Below are 16,114 nucleotides of genomic sequence, written 5' to 3'. Positions count from 1 at the left end.
CCCCTCCCCTTGTGGGAGAGGGTGGCTCGCCGCATAGCGGCGAGACGGGTGAGGGGTCTCTCTCCACGAGTGACATATCTCATTCGCGCGTGCGGTTAGATACCCCTCATCCGGCGCTTCGCGCCACCTTCTCCCACAAGGGGAGAAGGAAAAAGGACCGAGCCAAAAGTGACAATCCACCCCAACGATCCCAGCCTCCGCTCCTTCATCGACGTCGATCCCGCCTCCGACTTCCCGATCCAGAACCTGCCCTATGGCGTGTTCTCGACAGCGGCCAATCCGACGCCACGGGTTGGCGTTGCGATCGGCAACTACGTGCTCGATCTCTGGGAGCTCGAGCAGGATTCCCGCCTCGATGTCGGTCCGCTCGGCGTGTTCTCCGGGGCCTCGCTCAATCCGTTCATGGCGCTGGGGCCAAAGCTGTGGGCGCAGACGCGGGCGCGGATCAGCGAGCTGCTGCGTGCCGATCGCCCCGAGCTGCGCGACAATGAAGAGCTGCGCCAGCAGGCGCTGGTGCCGATGCGCGACGCCAAACTGCATCTGCCGTTCGCCGTCTCCGGCTATACCGATTTCTATTCCTCGAAGGAGCACGCCACCAATGTCGGCGTGATGTTCCGCGGCAAGGACAACGCGCTGCAGCCGAACTGGCTGCATATGCCGATCGCCTATAACGGTCGTGCGTCCACCGTCGTGGTGTCAGGCACCAGGCTGAAGCGGCCGCGCGGGCAGCTCAAGCCGCCGAATGTCGAGGTGCCGAGCTTCGGGCCCTGCAAGCGGCTCGATTTCGAGCTGGAGATGGGTGTCGTGGTCGGCCAGCCGTCGCCTATGGGTGGCATGCTGAGCGAGCAACAGGCCGAGGAGATGATCTTCGGCTTCGTGCTGCTCAACGACTGGAGCGCGCGAGACATCCAGCAATGGGAATATGTGCCGCTGGGGCCGTTCCTGGCAAAAGCGTTTGCAACCTCGATCAGCCCGTGGGTGGTGACGCGCGAGGCGCTGGAGCCATTCCGCCTGAAGGGGCCGGAGCAGGTACCGGTGACGCTCGATTATCTCAAGCAGGCCAAGCCGCAGAACTATGATGTCGAACTCGATGTGTCCTTGCGCGCCGCCGGCGCCAATGCGCCCGCCGGCATCAGCCGCACCAATTTCAAGTACATGTATTGGTCGTCGGTGCAGCAGCTGATGCACCACGCCTCCAGCGGCTGTGCGATGAATGTCGGCGATCTCCTGGGGTCCGGCACCATCTCCGGCCCGGAGAAGAACCAGCGCGGCAGCCTCTTGGAGATCAGCTGGAACGGCACCGAGCCGGTGGAATTGCCCGGTGGTGCCAAGCGTACGTTCCTGGAAGATGGCGACAGCCTCGTCATGCGCGGCTGGTGCCAGGGAAATGGTTATCGCGTCGGCTTCGGTGAGGTCGAGGGGACGATTCTGGCGGCGGAGTAGGCCTCGCTGCTGCCACGACCTCCGTCATTGCGAGCGCAGCGAAGCAATCCAGAATCTTTCCGCTGAGGGATCTCTGGATTGCTTCGTCGCATCAGCGCAAAATTGCTGCGCAATTTTGTCGCGAGCTCCTCGCAATGACGTGGAGAGAGATCACCGTTTCTCCGGCGGCACATCCCGCACCCGCGCGCAATGCGCCGCGACATCCTCCACGCTGTACTTCAGATGCACCCGCTTGTCCGACGGCACCTGTTTCACGGCGCACACGCCCGACCGCCATTCCTGCGTCGGCCTGATCGGGCGCGGCGCAAAGCCGCCGCCGCAGTTCGGGCAGACGTTGGAGAGCTTTGTCTCCACGCAATCCGCACAGAACGTGCATTCATAGGAGCAGATCCGCGCGTCCGTCGCACCAGGCGGCAGGTCGCGGTCGCAATATTCGCAGTTCGGTCGGAGCTGGAGGGCCATGATGGAATCTCCGCAGATTGACTCGGATCATCGCAGACGGCGCGCGAAGCGCGAATGCCGTAGTTCCCTCGATTTCAGCCAGCCTTCAGCTCCCTCAGCGGCAACCGCGTGCTCTCCTTCAGCCGGTCCAGCACGATCGAGGAGCGGACATGCGCCACGCTCTGGTGCGGCATCAGAACGTCGTTGACGAGGTTGGACAGCCCCTTGAGGTCGCGCAGCACCGCCTTCAGCACATAGTCGGCATCGCCCGTCAGCGAATAAGCCTCCTGGATTTCGTCGATGCGGTTGACCAGTGTGCGGAAGCGTTTTGAATTGTCCGGCGAATGGGTCGCGAGCCCCACCTGGATGAAGGCGATCACGCCGAAGCCGAGCGCCTCGCTGGAGAGGTCGGCGTGATAGCCCGATATCACCTTCTCCTGCTCCAGCCGCATCCGTCGCCGCGAGCATTGCGAGGCCGACAGCCCTGCGAGTTCGGCCAGCTCCTGGTTGGTGAGACGGCCGTCGTCCTGGAGCGCGCCGAGGATCTTGAGGTCGAAGGCGTCCACCGGAATCATGCGTCATTTATCCATTTCATGCACAGATCGTGCATATGATAGCCAAAACGCGTCTCATTTGCACGCTCATTGCATGCGCCGTGAAGGATAGTTCATGGCAGCAGCAATTGGAGAGCACCATGGGTCCGTTTCCGCACGATGCACCGCCGGCCACCATCACCACCGACAATCCGATGGGCACCGACGGGTTCGAGTTCGTTGAATACGCGCATCCCAATCCGGAAGAGCTGCATGCTTTATTCAAGCTGATGGGCTATGCGCCGGTCGCGCGGCATAAAACCAAGACAATCACTGTCTATCGCCAGGGCGACATCAACTATCTCGTCAACGAGGAGCCCGGCACCCACGGTACCGACTTCGTCGCCGCGCATGGCCCCTGCGCGCCGTCGATGGCGTTTCGCGTGGTCGATGCGAAGGTGGCGTATGACCGCGCGATTTCGCTCGGCGCGGAGCCGGCGGACGTGTCATCCGCACAGAAGACGCTCGACGTGCCTGCGATCAAGGGCATCGGCGGCAGCCTGCTCTATTTCGTCGATCGCTACGGCGCCAAGGGCTCGGCCTATGATGCCGAGTTCGAGTGGCTGGGCGCTCGCGATCCCAAGCCGGTCGGTGCCGGACTGTTCTATCTCGACCATCTCACCCACAACGTCCACCGCGGCCGCATGGATGTCTGGACCGGCTTCTACCAAAAGCTCTTCAACTTCCGCCAGATCCGCTTTTTCGACATCGAGGGCCGCGCCTCCGGCCTGTTCTCGCGCGCGTTGACGAGCCCCGACGCCAAGATCCGGATTCCGATCAACGAGGACGCCGGCGATTCCGGGCAGATCGAGGAATATCTCAATATCTATCGCGGTGAAGGCATCCAGCACATCGCCTGCGGCTGCCGCGAGATCCACGGCACGATCGAAGGCCTGCGCGAGGCGGGCCTGCCTTTCATGCCGTCACCGCCCGACACCTATTTCGAGAAGATCGATGCGCGGCTGCCGAAGCACGGCGAGGACGTCGCACGTCTTCAGAAGAACGGCATCCTGATCGACGGCGAGGGCGTGGTCGACGGTGGCCAGACCAAGGTGCTCTTGCAGATCTTCTCGGCCAACGCGATCGGCCCGATCTTCTTCGAGTTCATCCAGCGCAAGGGTGACGACGGCTTTGGCGAAGGCAATTTCAAGGCCTTGTTCGAGTCGATCGAGGAGGATCAGATCCGGCGCGGGGTGTTGAAGGTGGAGGATGCGGCGTAAGCCGTTAGTCGTGCTGCCGTTTCTATCGTGATCGTGGAGAGATGGTGGGCACGGCGCTTTGCGCCTTTGTCCACCCTACGCGATCTTCGCCGGGGGCCCGGCCTATCTCTTCCACGCAGCCATCACCGCGCCGATCTCCGCGCCTTCCGGCTCGCGCACCGCCGACGGTGTGCGCGAAAACCTTGGCGCCGGCGCGGGCTGTTTTACGCCATGACGCTCGACAAAGACGTTGCGTGCGACCATGTGGGGATGCGCGGTCGCTTCCGACATGGTCAGCACCGGCGCAAAGCAGATGTCGGTGCCTTCCATGGTCTTGCACCAGTCCTCGCGCGTCTTGCTCTTGAACACGGCCTTCAGCTTTTCCTTCAGCGCCGGCCAGGCCTTGGGGTTCATCTGCGCGTCGAAATCGGCGTCGGTGAGGTCCGCATGCTGGCGCAGCAGCGCGTAAAACTGCGGCTCGATCGAGCCGATTGAAATGAAGTGCCCGCAGGCACATTCGTAGACGCCGTAGAAATGCGCGCCGCCGTCGAGGAAATTCTGGTTGCGGCCTTCGGTCCAGCGGCCGAGCGTGGTCATGTCGAAGAAGAACGACATCAGCGATGCTGCGCCGTCGCACATCGCGGCGTCGACCACCTGGCCCTTGCCGGACCTCGAGGCTTCCAGCAGCGCCGCGAGCACGCCGACGACGAGATAGAGCGCTCCGCCGCCAAAATCGCCAACCAGGTTGAGCGGCGGCACCGGCGCTTCCTTCGTGCCGATCGCGGCGAGCGCGCCGGTGATGGAGATGTAGTTGATGTCGTGGCCGGCGGCGTTGGCGAGCGGGCCTTCCTGGCCCCAGCCGGTCATGCGGCCGTAGACGAGCTTTGGATTGCGTGCGAGCACGATTTCGGGGCCGAGCCCGAGCCGTTCCATCACGCCGGGACGAAAACCTTCGACCAGGGCATCGGCGCTCGCCAGCAGGTCGAGCACCTCTGCGATCGCCGCCTTGTCCTTGAGGTCGAGCTCGATCACCTTGCGGCCGCGTCCCGCCACCGACTTCATGCTCTTCTTCGCGCCGATCCGGTCGAGCGTGACGACGTCGGCGCCCATGTCGGCCAGCATCATGCAGGCGAATGGGCCGGGTCCGATGCCGGCGAATTCAACGATGCGGAAGCCGGAAAGGGGACCGGAGGTGCGGACGGAAGAGCTTTGGGCTGGTTTATCGAGCACGTTGTTGTTTCCTCGAGTCGCGGGCGGATTGCCGGTGCGGCAATCGTTCCAGGACATTCCTCTCTGGGACGAGTTAATTGGCTGATTAACTTTTCCTGCCTTCACGCCAGCGAGGCAAGCGCTTTTCCTGCATGGGCGCATAATAAAAACGGCGCGCATTGCTGCGCGCCGCGGAAGATTTGTGTTGAGTCGCTAAGGTGCGATGCGTCAGCCCGCAGCAGCCACCGCGCGTTGCGCCATTACCTTGATCAGATTCGCGCGGTACTCCGCCGTGCCGTGGATATCAGCCAGCAGATTGCTCGCCGAAATGCTGACGCCGTCGATCGCTGCCGGCGACCAGTTCGCCTTCAGCGCGGCTTCGATCGCGCCCACCCGCATCACGCCGCTCTGCGATGCCCCGGTCGCGGCCACCCGAACCTCGCCGGACTTCGTCTGTGCGACGAACACGGCAGTCAGTGCGAAGCGCGACGCCGGATGCCGCATTTTCTCGTAGCCCGCTTTCGCCGGAACCGGAAACGACACGGCGGTGATGATCTCGCCGTCTTCGAGCGCCGTCGTGAACAGGCCCTGGAAGAAGTCTTCGGCGGAGAGCGACCGCTTGTTGGTCTTCACGGTGGCGCCGAGCGCGAGCAGTGCAGCGGGATAGTCCGCGGCCGGATCGTTGTTGGCGATCGAGCCGCCGATCGTGCCGCGATAACGCACGGCAGGATCGCCGAGCACCGAGGTGAGATAGGCGATCGCGGGAATCGCCTTCTTCACATCGGCATTCTGCAGGATGTCGAAATAGGTCGTGCCGGCCTTGATGGTCAGCACGTCGCCCGACAGTTCGACGCCCTGCAGCTCCTTGATCTTGCCGAGGTCGATCACGTCGGAGGGACTAGCCAGGCGTTGCTTCATGACCGGCAGCAGCGTCTGGCCGCCGGCGAGGAACTTTGCTTCGCTGCTCTTGGCGAACAGGCTTGCCGCTTCGTCGACCGAGGCGGCGCGATGATAAATGGTCTGGTACATCTTCGTTCCTCCCTTAATCCGCGTGGATCGTGCGCCACACCCGATCGGGGGTTGCGGGCATTTCCAGATTGTTCTTGCCGATCGCATCCGCGATCGCGTTGATCACGGCCGCGGAGGCGCCGATCGCGCCGGCCTCACCGCAACCCTTGATGCCCAAGGGATTGCCCGGGCATAGCGTCGTGGTGTGGGAGAGGTTGAACGAGGGCACGTCATCGGCACGCGGCATGGCGTAGTCCATGAACGAGGCTGTGACCGGCTGGCCGTTGGCATCGTAGATCGCGTGCTCGAGCAGCGCCTGGCCGATGCCTTGCACGAGGCCGCCATGGACCTGTCCCTCGACGATCATCGGGTTGATCAGCCGGCCGAAATCGTCGGCTGCGACGAAGTTGACGAAGGAGGTCTTGCCGGTGCCGGAATCGACCTCGAGCTCGCAGATATAGGTGCCGGCCGGGAAGGTGAAGTTGGTCGGGTCGTAGAAGGCGCTTTCCTTCAGGCCCGGCTCCATCCCGTCAGGCAGATTGTGTGCGGTGTAGGCCGCGAGCGCGACCATTGGGAAGGCAATCGCCTTGTCGGTACCGGCGACCTTGAACTCGCCGTTTTCGATGACGATGTCGCCCTCGGAAGCTTCCAGTGCATGCGCTGCGATCTTCTTGGCCTTGGACTCCATCTTCTCCATCGCCTTCAGGATCGCGGTGAGACCGACGGCCGCCGAGCGCGAGCCGTAGGTGCCCATGCCGAACTGCACCTTGTCGGTGTCGCCATGGACGATCGAGACCTGGCTGATCGGAACGCCCAGGCGTTCCGCGACGAGCTGGCAGAAGGTGGTCTCGTGACCCTGACCGTGGCTGTGAGAGCCCGTGAGGATCTCGATGGTGCCGACCGGATTGACGCGCACTTCGGCCGATTCCCAAAGACCGACACCGGCACCCAGGCTACCGACCGCTTTCGACGGTGCGATGCCGCAGGCCTCGATGTAGCAGGACACGCCGATGCCGCGCAGCTTGCCATCGGCTTTCGCCTTGGCCTTGCGGGCCGCAAAGCCGGCATAGTCGATCGCCTTCATCGCCGCGTCGAGCGAGGCATTAAAGTCGCCGGTGTCATAGGCCATGATCACAGGCGTCTGATGCGGGAACGTGGTGATGAAGTTGGTCCGGCGCAGTGCCGCCGGATCCACCTTGAGCTGCCGTGCGGCCGTCTCCATCAGGCGTTCGATCAGATAGCTCGCCTCGGGGCGGCCGGCGCCGCGATAGGCGTCGACCGGCGTGGTGTTGGTGTAGACCCCGATCACCTCGGCATGGATCGCCGGGATGTTGTACTGGCCCGACAGCAGCGTTGCGTACAGATAGGTCGGCACCGACGACGAGAACAGCGACATGTAGGCGCCGAAATTGGCGTAGGTCTTCACCTTCAACCCGGTGATCTTGTTGTTGGCGTCGAATGCCATCTCGGCATGGGTGACATGGTCGCGGCCATGCGCGTCGGTGAGGAAGGCCTCGGTGCGGTCGCCGGTCCATTTCACGGGACGGCCGACCTTCTTCGAGGCCCAGAGCGCCACCATCTCTTCCGGATAGATGAAGATCTTGGAGCCGAAACCGCCGCCGACGTCGGGAGCGATCACACGCAGCTTGTGCTCGGGGGCGATGTTGTAGAACGCGGACAGAACGAGGCGGGCGACGTGCGGGTTCTGCGAGGTCGTATATAAAGTGAAGTGCTCTTCCGCCGCGTCGTAGTCCGCGATCGCCGCGCGCGGCTCCATCGCGTTCGGGGCGAGGCGGTTGTTGGTGACGTCGAGCTTGACGACATTGGCGGCCTTGGCGAAGGCGGCATCCGTCGCGCCCTCGTCGCCGATCACCCAGTCATAGACCTGGTTGCCGGGCGCTTCGGGATGAAGCTGCGGCGCGCCTGATTTGATCGCGGCGTGGACGTCGGCGACCGCGGGCAGCTCCTCATAATCCACGACAACAGCTTCCGCCGCATCGCGGGCGAGATTCTTGCTGTCGGCGATCACGACCGCGACGGCTTGGCCGACGAAGCGCACCGTCTCCGGCGCCATTGCCGGCCATGCGCCCATCTTCATCGGGCTGCCGTCCTTTGAGGTAATGGCCCAGCCGCAGATCAAATTGCCGACCTTGTCGTCGACGATCTGCTGTCCCGTGAGCACCGCGACCACGCCCGGCATTTTCAGCGCTGCGGAGGAATCGATCCCCTTCACCTTGGCGTGCGCGTGCGGGCTTCTGACGAAATGGGCATGGGTCATGCCCAGCAATTTGATGTCGTCGACGTAGCGGCCCTTGCCGGTAATGAAACGCTTGTCTTCCTTGCGCACGACGCGCGCGCCAATGCCCTCAACACCCATGACTGGTCCTCCCGACCGGAATTGTTTTGACTGCGCTTTCCCTCGAAAGCAGCAGCGGTGGTTGTTCTTTCGAGGCGCGCGCTTTACTCGGCCGCCTGCGAGACCTTCATGCGTCCGGCTGCATCCAGCACGGCTTTGACGATGTTGTGGTAGCCGGTGCAGCGGCAGATGTTGCCTTCGAGCTCGTGGCGGACGGTGGTCTCGTCGAGCTCGCCACCATGGCGATGCACGATGTCGATCGCCGACATGATCATGCCCGGCGTGCAATAACCGCACTGCAGGCCGTGATTGTCGCGGAAGGCGGCCTGCATCGGATGCAGCTCGTCGCCCTTGGCGATGCCTTCGATGGTGGTGACATTGGCGCCGTCGGCCTGGCCCGCCAGCATGGTGCAGGATTTGATCGCCTTGCCGTCCATGTGCACGACGCAGGCGCCGCACTGGCTGGTGTCGCAGCCGACATGGGTTCCGGTGAGGTTGAGGTGATCGCGCAGGAGATGGACCAGCAGCGTGCGGTCCTCGACGTCGACAGCAACGGCCTTGCCGTTCACTGTCAGTTTGACTGTAGACACGGTGAAGTCCTCCCGGGATTGATTTTGATTGTTTCTAATTAGAGACCGCGGCCCCCGGGCTTGGCAACTAGGATTTTGGTCGCCTCGGACCGATCCGGTCGGCCTTTAGCCGATAAAGCCGGAAATTGCACGGGCAAGCCGAATTTACCGCCCCTTATTGATTCTGCCCTAGTTTTGCGCATCCGGGTCTGGAGGCGGGGCGCCTGCGGACTACGGCCGAATGGAATAAATGGGGGTTGGGAATGTCCGGGCGTCTCGCGTCGCCGTCTAAGCGCACCATATTTCCGACCCTCAGGTTCCGCGCCAAGATCATCCTGGGCTTCGCCGCAGTGCTGGTGATCTCCGCCGGCAGCATGGCCTTCTCCTATTTCGGCTTCGAGCGGGTGTCGTCAGGGGTCGGATCCTACCGCAACAGCGTTTCGGAGGCCGACCTCGCCCGCAACATCGACCGCGAGCTGCTCGCCTACCGTTCGGCCGTGAAATATTTCGTCGTCACCGGCAAGGAAGACGACGCCAAGGCGGCGCTGGACACTGAGGCCAGCCTGAAGAACGCCATCGACCAGGCCGTCAAGAGCGCCAAGAAGCCGGCGCGGCAGGAGAGCCTGGGCAAGCTCGCCAAGGAATTCTCCAACTTCTCCGCGACCTTCGCCAAGGTGCTCCAGGCCAAGCGCGACAGCGCGCTGCTGGTGCAGAACCAGCTCACGCGTAACGCCAACCTCCTGAAATACAAGCTCGACGACATCGGCAACAACGCCTCCGATTCCGAGGCGCAGGCGATCGAGTTCGGCACCAAGCAGGTCAACGCCCAGTTCCAGACCGCAAGCTCTGCTGCGACCAATTTCGTGCTGACGTCCGACCAGGCGATCGCCACCAGCGCGCTGGCGCGGCTGAAATTCGTCGAGAACTCGCTCGGCGCGGTCTATTCCATGGACGACAAGATCATCGCCGGCCTGAAGGACGCCAAGGGCCTGCTCACGGCCTATCGCGAATCGCTGGAAAAGCTGATCGCCAACGCCAAGATGGTGGATGAGCTCGTCACCGAGATGAGCGGCTCGGCCGGCGCGATCCTGCAAGGTGCCACCGCGATGAAGGCGGACCTCGTTGCCGAACAGCAGCGGTTGGATTCTGAATCGGAAGCGACCATCGGAAAGACCGAGCAATTGGTGCTGATGCTGGCCGTTGGCGGCACGCTTCTCGGCGCGATCCTCGCCTTCCTGCTCGGCACCGGCATCTCGCGTCCGATGATCGCGATGTGCAAGGCGATGCGCGAGCTTGCGTCGGGCAATTTCGACGTCGTGCTGCCAGGGCTCGGCCGCAAGGACGAGATCGGCGAGATGGCCGGCGCGGTCGAGGAATTCAAGGTTCAGGCCGTCGCCAAGGCCGAGCGCGATGCCGCCGCCAGCGAAGCCCAGAACAAGGAACTTGCCACCGCCCGCCGCTCCGAGCTGATCCGTTTCGCCGACGATTTCGAGAGCGCCGTCGGCGCCATCGTGTCGAATGTTTCGGCATCCGCCGTGCAGCTCGAATCGTCCGCGTCCACGCTGACCCGCACCGCCGAGATCACGCAGACGCTGTCGAGCCAGGTCGCCGGAGTGTCCGAGCAGGCCTCCAGCAACATGCAATCGGTCGCGACCGCGACCGAAGAGCTCTCGGCCTCGGTCGAGGAGATCGGTCGTCAGGTCCGCGACTCCAGCCGCATTGCGGAAGCTGCCGTGGTGCAGGCCAAGCAGACCGACGGCCGTATCGGCAAGCTCTCGCATGCCGCCCAGCAGATCGGCGAAGTGGTGAAACTGATCACCGCGATCGCCGAGCAGACCAATTTGCTGGCGCTGAACGCCACCATCGAGGCGGCGCGCGCGGGTGAAGCCGGCCGCGGCTTTGCGGTGGTCGCGAGCGAAGTGAAGTCGCTGGCGAGCCAGACCGCGAAGGCCACGGACGAGATCTCCTCGCACATCACGGGCATGCAGGGTGCCACGGCCGAATCGGTCGCGGCGATCAAGGAGATCGGTGCGACCATCGGCCAGATCTCGTCGATCTCGACGTCGATCGCCAGCGCGGTGGAACAGCAGGGTGCCGCCACCCAGGAGATCGCCCGCAGCGTTCAGAACGTTGCCCAGGGCACCCAGACCGCTGCCACCGACATCGGCCAGGTCAACCGTGGCGCTGCCGAAACCGGCTCTGCGTCGGAAGAGGTCCTGAACTCGGCCAAGACGCTCTCCAGCGAAAGCACCCGTCTCCGCGCCGAGCTCGACCGCTTCATGGCGAATATCCGGGCGGCGTAAGGCTCAAGGCCACGGACCGGCGTCGGCACTCAATTTGTAAGGGCGCGCGAAAGCGCGCCTTAACGATCCCCGCGTCACCTAACCGCAAGTTGCGACGCCACAAATTTACCGTGGCTTATCCTTTGCCAACTACCGTGCGTACGAGTCGGGGAGCGGGCTGCTTCCGGACTGCGCCTGGTTTTCCGCGAATGGAATGGGGTGGGGAATGCCCGTCAAGTCGAAGCCGAACACATCAAAGGTGCTCACCTTGCGTTTTCGTGCAAAAATCATCCTCGGTTTCATGGCGGTGCTGGCCATCCTCGCCGTCAGCATGGCTTTCGCTTATTTCGGCTTCGAGCGGATCCAGGCCGCCGTGGCCTTCTACCGCTCCAGCGTCGCCGAGGCGGACCTCGCGCGCACCGTCGATCGCGATCTGATCGCCTACCAGGGCCTGACGCGGGCCTATACGCTGACCGGCGCGGCGGATGACGAGACCGCGGCCAAGGCGGCCGAAGAGAATCTGAAGGGCGCCATCGCCAGGTCGTCGGCGGCCACGACCGGCGCCGCGCGCCGCGAGCAGATCGGCAAGCTCGAGGCTGAGTTCCAGCGCTTCACCAAGGTGTTCAGCGAGATCATCACCCTGACGCGCGAGAACAACAAGATCGCTGCCGACGAGCTCAATAGCGTCGGCAACAAGATCCGCTTCAAGTTCGACGATCTGGCCGACACCGCGGCACTGGCGGGTCTGAATTCGGTCCAGACCACGGCCAAGGACATCACCTCGCAATATCTTGCGGTCTCCACCTCGGTCAGCGCCTTCGTCGCCAAGCCGGAGCCGAAAACCGCCGACGGCGTGATCGCCCGCATCAAGTTCCTGGAGACCCTGCTGGTCTCGATCTATGCCAACGACCAGAAGATCACCGACCGCGTCACCGAGATCGGCAATCTGCTGAAGCAGTACCGGACGTCATTCTCCAAGCTGACCGAGAATGTGAAGGTCATCGTCAAGTCGAACGGCGAGATGACCAAGACGGCCGCGTCCATTCTCAAGCTTTCGAGCGAGCTGCGCTCGGACCTGACCGCCGATCAGCAACGCATCGAGGCCAGCGCCAATGCCACCATTGGTGAAACAGAGCGGCTGATGCTGATGATGGCGCTGGGCGGCCTTGCCGTCGGCGCTGCGCTCGCCCTGATGCTCGGCAACGGCATCTCGCGTCCGATGATCGCGATGTGCAAGGCGATGCGCGAGCTTGCCTCGGGCAATTTCGACGTCGTGTTGCCGGGCCTTGGCCGCAAGGACGAGATCGGCGAGATGGCCGGCGCGGTGGAGGAATTCAAGGTTCAGGCCGTCGCCAAGGCCGAGCGCGATGCCGCCGCCAGCGAAGCCCAGAACCGGGAGCAGGCCGCAAGCCGTCGCTCCGAGCTGATCCGCTTTGCCGATGATTTCGAGAGCGCGGTCGGCGCCATCGTGTCGAATGTCTCGGCTTCCGCCGTACAGCTCGAATCGGCGGCGTCCACGCTGACGCGCACCGCCGAGACCACGCAGAGCCTGTCGAGCCAGGTCGCCGGCGTCTCCGAGCAGGCCTCCAGCAATATGCAGTCGGTCGCAACCGCGACGGAAGAGCTCTCGGCTTCGGTCGAGGAGATCGGTCGCCAGGTCCGCGATTCCAGCCGCATCGCCGAAGCTGCCGTGGTGCAGGCCAGGGAGACCGACGGCCGTATTGGAAAACTCTCGCATGCCGCCCAGCAGATCGGCGAGGTCGTCAAGCTGATCACCGCGATCGCCGAGCAGACCAATTTGCTGGCGCTCAACGCCACCATCGAGGCGGCGCGTGCCGGTGAAGCCGGCCGCGGCTTTGCGGTGGTCGCCAGCGAAGTGAAGTCGCTGGCGAGCCAGACCGCGAAGGCCACCGACGAGATTTCCTCGCACATCACGGGCATGCAGGGTGCCACGGCCGAGTCCGTCGCCGCGATCAAGGAGATCGGTGCCACCATCGGCCAGATCTCGTCGATCTCGACCTCGATCGCCAGCGCCGTCGAGCAGCAGGGTGCCGCCACGCAGGAAATCGCACGCAGCGTCCAGACCGTTGCCCAGGGCACCCAGACCGCCGCGACCGACATCGGCCAGGTCAATCGCGGCGCCGCCGAGACCGGCTCTGCGTCGGAAGAGGTGTTGAATTCGGCCAAGACGCTGTCGTCCGAAAGCACCCGTCTCCGCGCCGAGCTCGACCGCTTCATGGGGAACATCCGCGCGGCGTAAGTTCGCTGGGCCTGAAGCCGTCGCCATAGCTTCACACGCCGCTGTCATCCCGGACAAGCGCGCGCTTAGGCGCGCGCTGCTTTGCGTGAATGTGTCGTCTTTCTGACATGAGCCATGCGTCAACTCGTTGCGGCTCCATCGGAAACCGACCGCCTCAAGGGCCGTTCCTGTGGGAACCTGCCCTTGCCGCAGACGTTGTCGCAGGTGGCAGGCGGAATGCCGCACCCCCATGATCGGAACGCCCCCGTCCACATCAGGTGAACCGGGGCCGCTTTAACAACGCGATGGAATTGCAGCAGAGCTCAGCGCTGAACTATGGACCTGCGATCCAGGCAGCGGTTGCGGACGCCCGCATCGTCGAGACCAGCATCCCCTCGCGTCTCGACGCGCTGCCGTGGAGCGGCTTCCACACGCGCGTCGTGCTGGCGCTCGGCATCACCTGGATCCTCGACGGACTCGAGGTGACGCTGGCCGGTGCGCTCTCGGGCGCGCTGAAGCAGAGCCCAACGCTGCATTTCTCCAACCTCGATCTCGGCGTCGCCAATTCCGCCTATCTTGCCGGTGCGGTGCTGGGCGCGCTCGGCTTCGGCTGGTTGACCGATCGTATCGGTCGGAAAAAACTGTTCTTCATCACGCTGGCGCTCTATCTCACGGCCACGGCGGCGACCGCCTTGTCGTGGAATGTCGCGAGTTATGCGCTGTTTCGTTTTCTTACCGGCGCCGGCATCGGCGGCGAATACACCGCGATCAATTCGACCATTCAGGAGCTGGTGCCGGCGCGCTATCGCGGCTGGACCGATCTCGTCATCAACGGCAGCTTCTGGATCGGCGCGGCCATGGGCGCGGTTGCGGCGATCGTGCTGCTCGATCCCAACGTGATCGACCCAGATTTCGGCTGGCGCCTCGCTTACCTCATCGGCGCGACCATCGGCCTCGTCGTGCTGTTGATGCGGATGTGGATTCCCGAAAGTCCGCGCTGGCTCATGATCCACGGCCGGCCGGACCAGGCCCATGCGATCGTCGGCGAGATCGAGCGCTCGGTGCTCGGACACGACCAGGATGCGACTGACGGCCGCTTCACCAGGATCCGCATCAAGCTGCGCGATCACACCCCGATCAGGGAGGTCGCGCAGACGCTGTTCGTCACTTATCGCCAGCGCGCCATGGTTGGCCTCGTGCTGATGGTCGCGCAGGCGTTCTTCTACAACGCCATCTTCTTCACCTTCGCGCTGGTGCTGACCGATTTCTACGGTATCAGTGCCGATCATGTCGGCTGGTACTTGCTGCCGTTCGCGGCCGGCAACTTCCTCGGCCCGCTGCTGCTAGGTCGTCTGTTCGATACGCTCGGCCGCCGCGTCATGATCATGTTCACCTACGGCGTCTCCGGCCTGCTGCTGGCGCTTTCAGGCTATCTGTTCTCGATCGGCGCGCTCAGCGCGCAAGGACAGACCATCGCCTGGATGGTGATCTTCTTCTTCGCGTCGCCCGCCGCGAGCGCGGCCTATCTCACCGTCAGCGAGACGTTTCCTTTGGAAGTTAGGGCGCTGGCGATTGCAGTGTTCTATGCGGTCGGCACCGGCATCGGCGGCGTGATCGGGCCCGCGTTGTTCGGCGCACTGATCGACACGGGTTCACGCACCAGCGTGTTCGCCGGCTATCTGCTGGGGGCATTCCTGATGATCGTGGCCGCGATCGTGGCGTGGCGCTATGCCTTTGCCGCGGAACGAAAATCGCTCGAACAAATCGCGCGGCCACTCGCCTTTATGGAGTAAGCTCATGAAATCTGAACTGGCGGAAATGCCGATGGTCGACGAACGAGCCGGCCGCGACGACTATGAGAAACCGGACGCAGTCCCGGTGCCGCATGCGCTCGTGCCGCATCTGAACGAGACCGCGATTCTGCTCGACATCGATGGCACGTTGCTCGACCTGATGCCGACACCGCGCGAGGTGTGGGTGCCGCCGGGCCTGTCGGAGACGCTCACCCGACTGACGGAGCGCACATCCGGCGCGCTGGCGATGGTCAGCGGACGTTCGCTCAATGATATCGACCTGATCTTTGCGCCTGAGGTGTTTCGCGCGGTCGCCGGTCACGGCGCTGAGATGCGCCTGTCGGTCGGCAACGAAGCCGACGACGTCCACGCGCCGCCGATGGACAAGGAGCTGAAACGGCGCCTGGCTGCGATTGCAAAGCTCTCGCCCGGCATTCTGCTTGAGGACAAGGGCTATTCGCTGGCGCTGCATTATCGCCTCGCGCCGCATGCGGAGAAAGCAATCTACGAGGCCGTTTCGTTGATCCGCGCCGATCTGCCCAGCGCGCCGATCGAGATCTTGCCCGGCAAGTTCGTCTGCGAGATCAAGCATTCCGGTTTCACCAAGGCGACCGGCGTACGTGAACTGATGAAGCATGAACCATTCAAGGGACGCCGTCCGATCTTCATCGGTGATGACGTCACCGATGAAACCGTGTTCGCGATCATGCCCGACATGAACGGGCTTTCTTTCTCGGTCGGCCGCCGCGCGATCGGCGTCGACGGCCACTTCGATGCGCCGGGCGATGTGCGCGCGTTCCTTGCGCGACTGCTTGACGACACAAGGTTGGAATAAGGCATCGACACGTCAGAGCCACATTATGGCTCGCTTGGTTCCGTCGCGCTTATTCTTCATGTCGCGCATTCGGGCCCCGAAAGTCGCCTTTGTTGAACGATATCGTCGGGTTCCCTCGAAGGAAACTGGTTCCAACGCGCGCGCCCG

The 16,114-nt window shown here is 63.6% G+C and carries 12 protein-coding genes; 6 read left to right on the top strand and 6 right to left on the bottom strand.

Annotated elements, in window-relative coordinates; all coding sequences use genetic code 11:
• Nucleotides 1-168 precede the first annotated feature (168 nt).
• Complete coding sequence (gene fahA, locus AC1RR3_RS33395) at nt 169-1,443, top strand: fumarylacetoacetase (protein ID WP_492828696.1); 1,275 nt, start codon at nt 169-171, stop codon at nt 1,441-1,443.
• A gap of 150 nt (nt 1,444-1,593) precedes the next feature.
• Here fahA and AC1RR3_RS33390 read toward each other — a convergent pair whose 3' ends face one another.
• Nucleotides 1,594-1,905, bottom strand: a complete 312-nt coding sequence (locus AC1RR3_RS33390; RefSeq protein ID WP_492828694.1) for a DUF1272 domain-containing protein — start codon at nt 1,903-1,905, stop codon at nt 1,594-1,596.
• Nucleotides 1,906-1,979: 74 nt separating this feature from the next.
• A complete protein-coding gene (locus AC1RR3_RS33385; RefSeq protein ID WP_492828692.1) occupies nt 1,980-2,459 on the bottom strand; it encodes an Lrp/AsnC family transcriptional regulator in 480 nt (159 codons plus the stop codon).
• Nucleotides 2,460-2,578: 119 nt separating this feature from the next.
• Between AC1RR3_RS33385 and hppD the strand changes: the two genes are divergently transcribed.
• Entirely contained in the window at nt 2,579-3,697 is a 1,119-nt protein-coding gene (hppD, locus tag AC1RR3_RS33380) for a 4-hydroxyphenylpyruvate dioxygenase (protein ID WP_492828690.1), read from the top strand.
• Between the two features lie 102 nt (nt 3,698-3,799).
• Here hppD and AC1RR3_RS33375 read toward each other — a convergent pair whose 3' ends face one another.
• The 4 genes from AC1RR3_RS33375 to AC1RR3_RS33360 all read right to left on the bottom strand — a co-directional run bounded on the left by AC1RR3_RS33375 (nt 3,800) and on the right by AC1RR3_RS33360 (nt 8,839).
• On the bottom strand, nt 3,800-4,906 hold the full coding sequence (locus AC1RR3_RS33375; protein ID WP_492828688.1) for a CaiB/BaiF CoA transferase family protein: 1,107 nt from the start codon (nt 4,904-4,906) through the stop codon (nt 3,800-3,802).
• Nucleotides 4,907-5,113: 207 nt separating this feature from the next.
• Nucleotides 5,114-5,914 (bottom strand): FAD binding domain-containing protein, encoded by an 801-nt coding sequence (locus AC1RR3_RS33370; protein WP_492828686.1) that lies wholly within the window; start codon nt 5,912-5,914, stop codon nt 5,114-5,116.
• Between the two features lie 13 nt (nt 5,915-5,927).
• Nucleotides 5,928-8,270, bottom strand: a complete 2,343-nt coding sequence (locus tag AC1RR3_RS33365; RefSeq protein WP_492828684.1) for a xanthine dehydrogenase family protein molybdopterin-binding subunit — start codon at nt 8,268-8,270, stop codon at nt 5,928-5,930.
• Between the two features lie 83 nt (nt 8,271-8,353).
• Entirely contained in the window at nt 8,354-8,839 is a 486-nt protein-coding gene (locus AC1RR3_RS33360) for a (2Fe-2S)-binding protein (protein ID WP_492828682.1), read from the bottom strand.
• Nucleotides 8,840-9,081: 242 nt separating this feature from the next.
• On the opposite strand from AC1RR3_RS33360, the gene AC1RR3_RS33355 reads away from it, so the two are divergent.
• The 4 genes from AC1RR3_RS33355 (at nt 9,082) to otsB (ending at nt 15,967) form a co-directional block, all read left to right on the top strand.
• The gene (locus AC1RR3_RS33355) at nt 9,082-11,121 is read left to right on the top strand and encodes a methyl-accepting chemotaxis protein (protein ID WP_492828681.1); all 2,040 of its coding nucleotides are present in this window, start codon (nt 9,082-9,084) and stop codon (nt 11,119-11,121) included.
• A 205-nt stretch (nt 11,122-11,326) separates the two neighbouring features.
• Nucleotides 11,327-13,360, top strand: coding sequence for a methyl-accepting chemotaxis protein (locus tag AC1RR3_RS33350; protein ID WP_492828679.1), 2,034 nt, complete (start codon nt 11,327-11,329; stop codon nt 13,358-13,360).
• A 284-nt stretch (nt 13,361-13,644) separates the two neighbouring features.
• Complete coding sequence (locus AC1RR3_RS33345; RefSeq protein ID WP_492828677.1) at nt 13,645-15,132, top strand: MFS transporter; 1,488 nt, start codon at nt 13,645-13,647, stop codon at nt 15,130-15,132.
• Between the two features lie 4 nt (nt 15,133-15,136).
• Nucleotides 15,137-15,967 carry a trehalose-phosphatase gene (gene otsB / locus AC1RR3_RS33340; RefSeq protein WP_492828675.1) on the top strand — a complete coding sequence of 277 codons (831 nt, stop codon included), beginning with the start codon at nt 15,137-15,139 and terminating at the stop codon, nt 15,965-15,967.
• The last annotated feature ends 147 nt before the right edge of the window (nt 15,968-16,114 follow it).

Source organism: Bradyrhizobium sp. GW821-FHT13H05, assembly GCF_058804065.1.
This window is presented reverse-complemented; position numbering and strand designations above follow the sequence as displayed.

Bases quoted from the DNA above. Each gene is read 5' to 3' on its own strand.
- AC1RR3_RS33390 (WP_492828694.1), bottom strand. From the start codon at position 1,905: ATGGCCCTCCAGCTCCGACCGAACTGCGAATATTGCGACCGCGACCTG.
- AC1RR3_RS33385 (WP_492828692.1), bottom strand. From the start codon at position 2,459: ATGATTCCGGTGGACGCCTTCGACCTCAAGATCCTCGGCGCGCTCCAG.
- hppD (WP_492828690.1), top strand. From the start codon at position 2,579: ATGGGTCCGTTTCCGCACGATGCACCGCCGGCCACCATCACCACCGAC.
- AC1RR3_RS33370 (WP_492828686.1), bottom strand. From the start codon at position 5,914: ATGTACCAGACCATTTATCATCGCGCCGCCTCGGTCGACGAAGCGGCA.
- AC1RR3_RS33365 (WP_492828684.1), bottom strand. From the start codon at position 8,270: ATGGGTGTTGAGGGCATTGGCGCGCGCGTCGTGCGCAAGGAAGACAAG.
- AC1RR3_RS33355 (WP_492828681.1), top strand. From the start codon at position 9,082: ATGTCCGGGCGTCTCGCGTCGCCGTCTAAGCGCACCATATTTCCGACC.
- AC1RR3_RS33350 (WP_492828679.1), top strand. From the start codon at position 11,327: ATGCCCGTCAAGTCGAAGCCGAACACATCAAAGGTGCTCACCTTGCGT.
- AC1RR3_RS33345 (WP_492828677.1), top strand. From the start codon at position 13,645: ATGGAATTGCAGCAGAGCTCAGCGCTGAACTATGGACCTGCGATCCAG.
- otsB (WP_492828675.1), top strand. From the start codon at position 15,137: ATGAAATCTGAACTGGCGGAAATGCCGATGGTCGACGAACGAGCCGGC.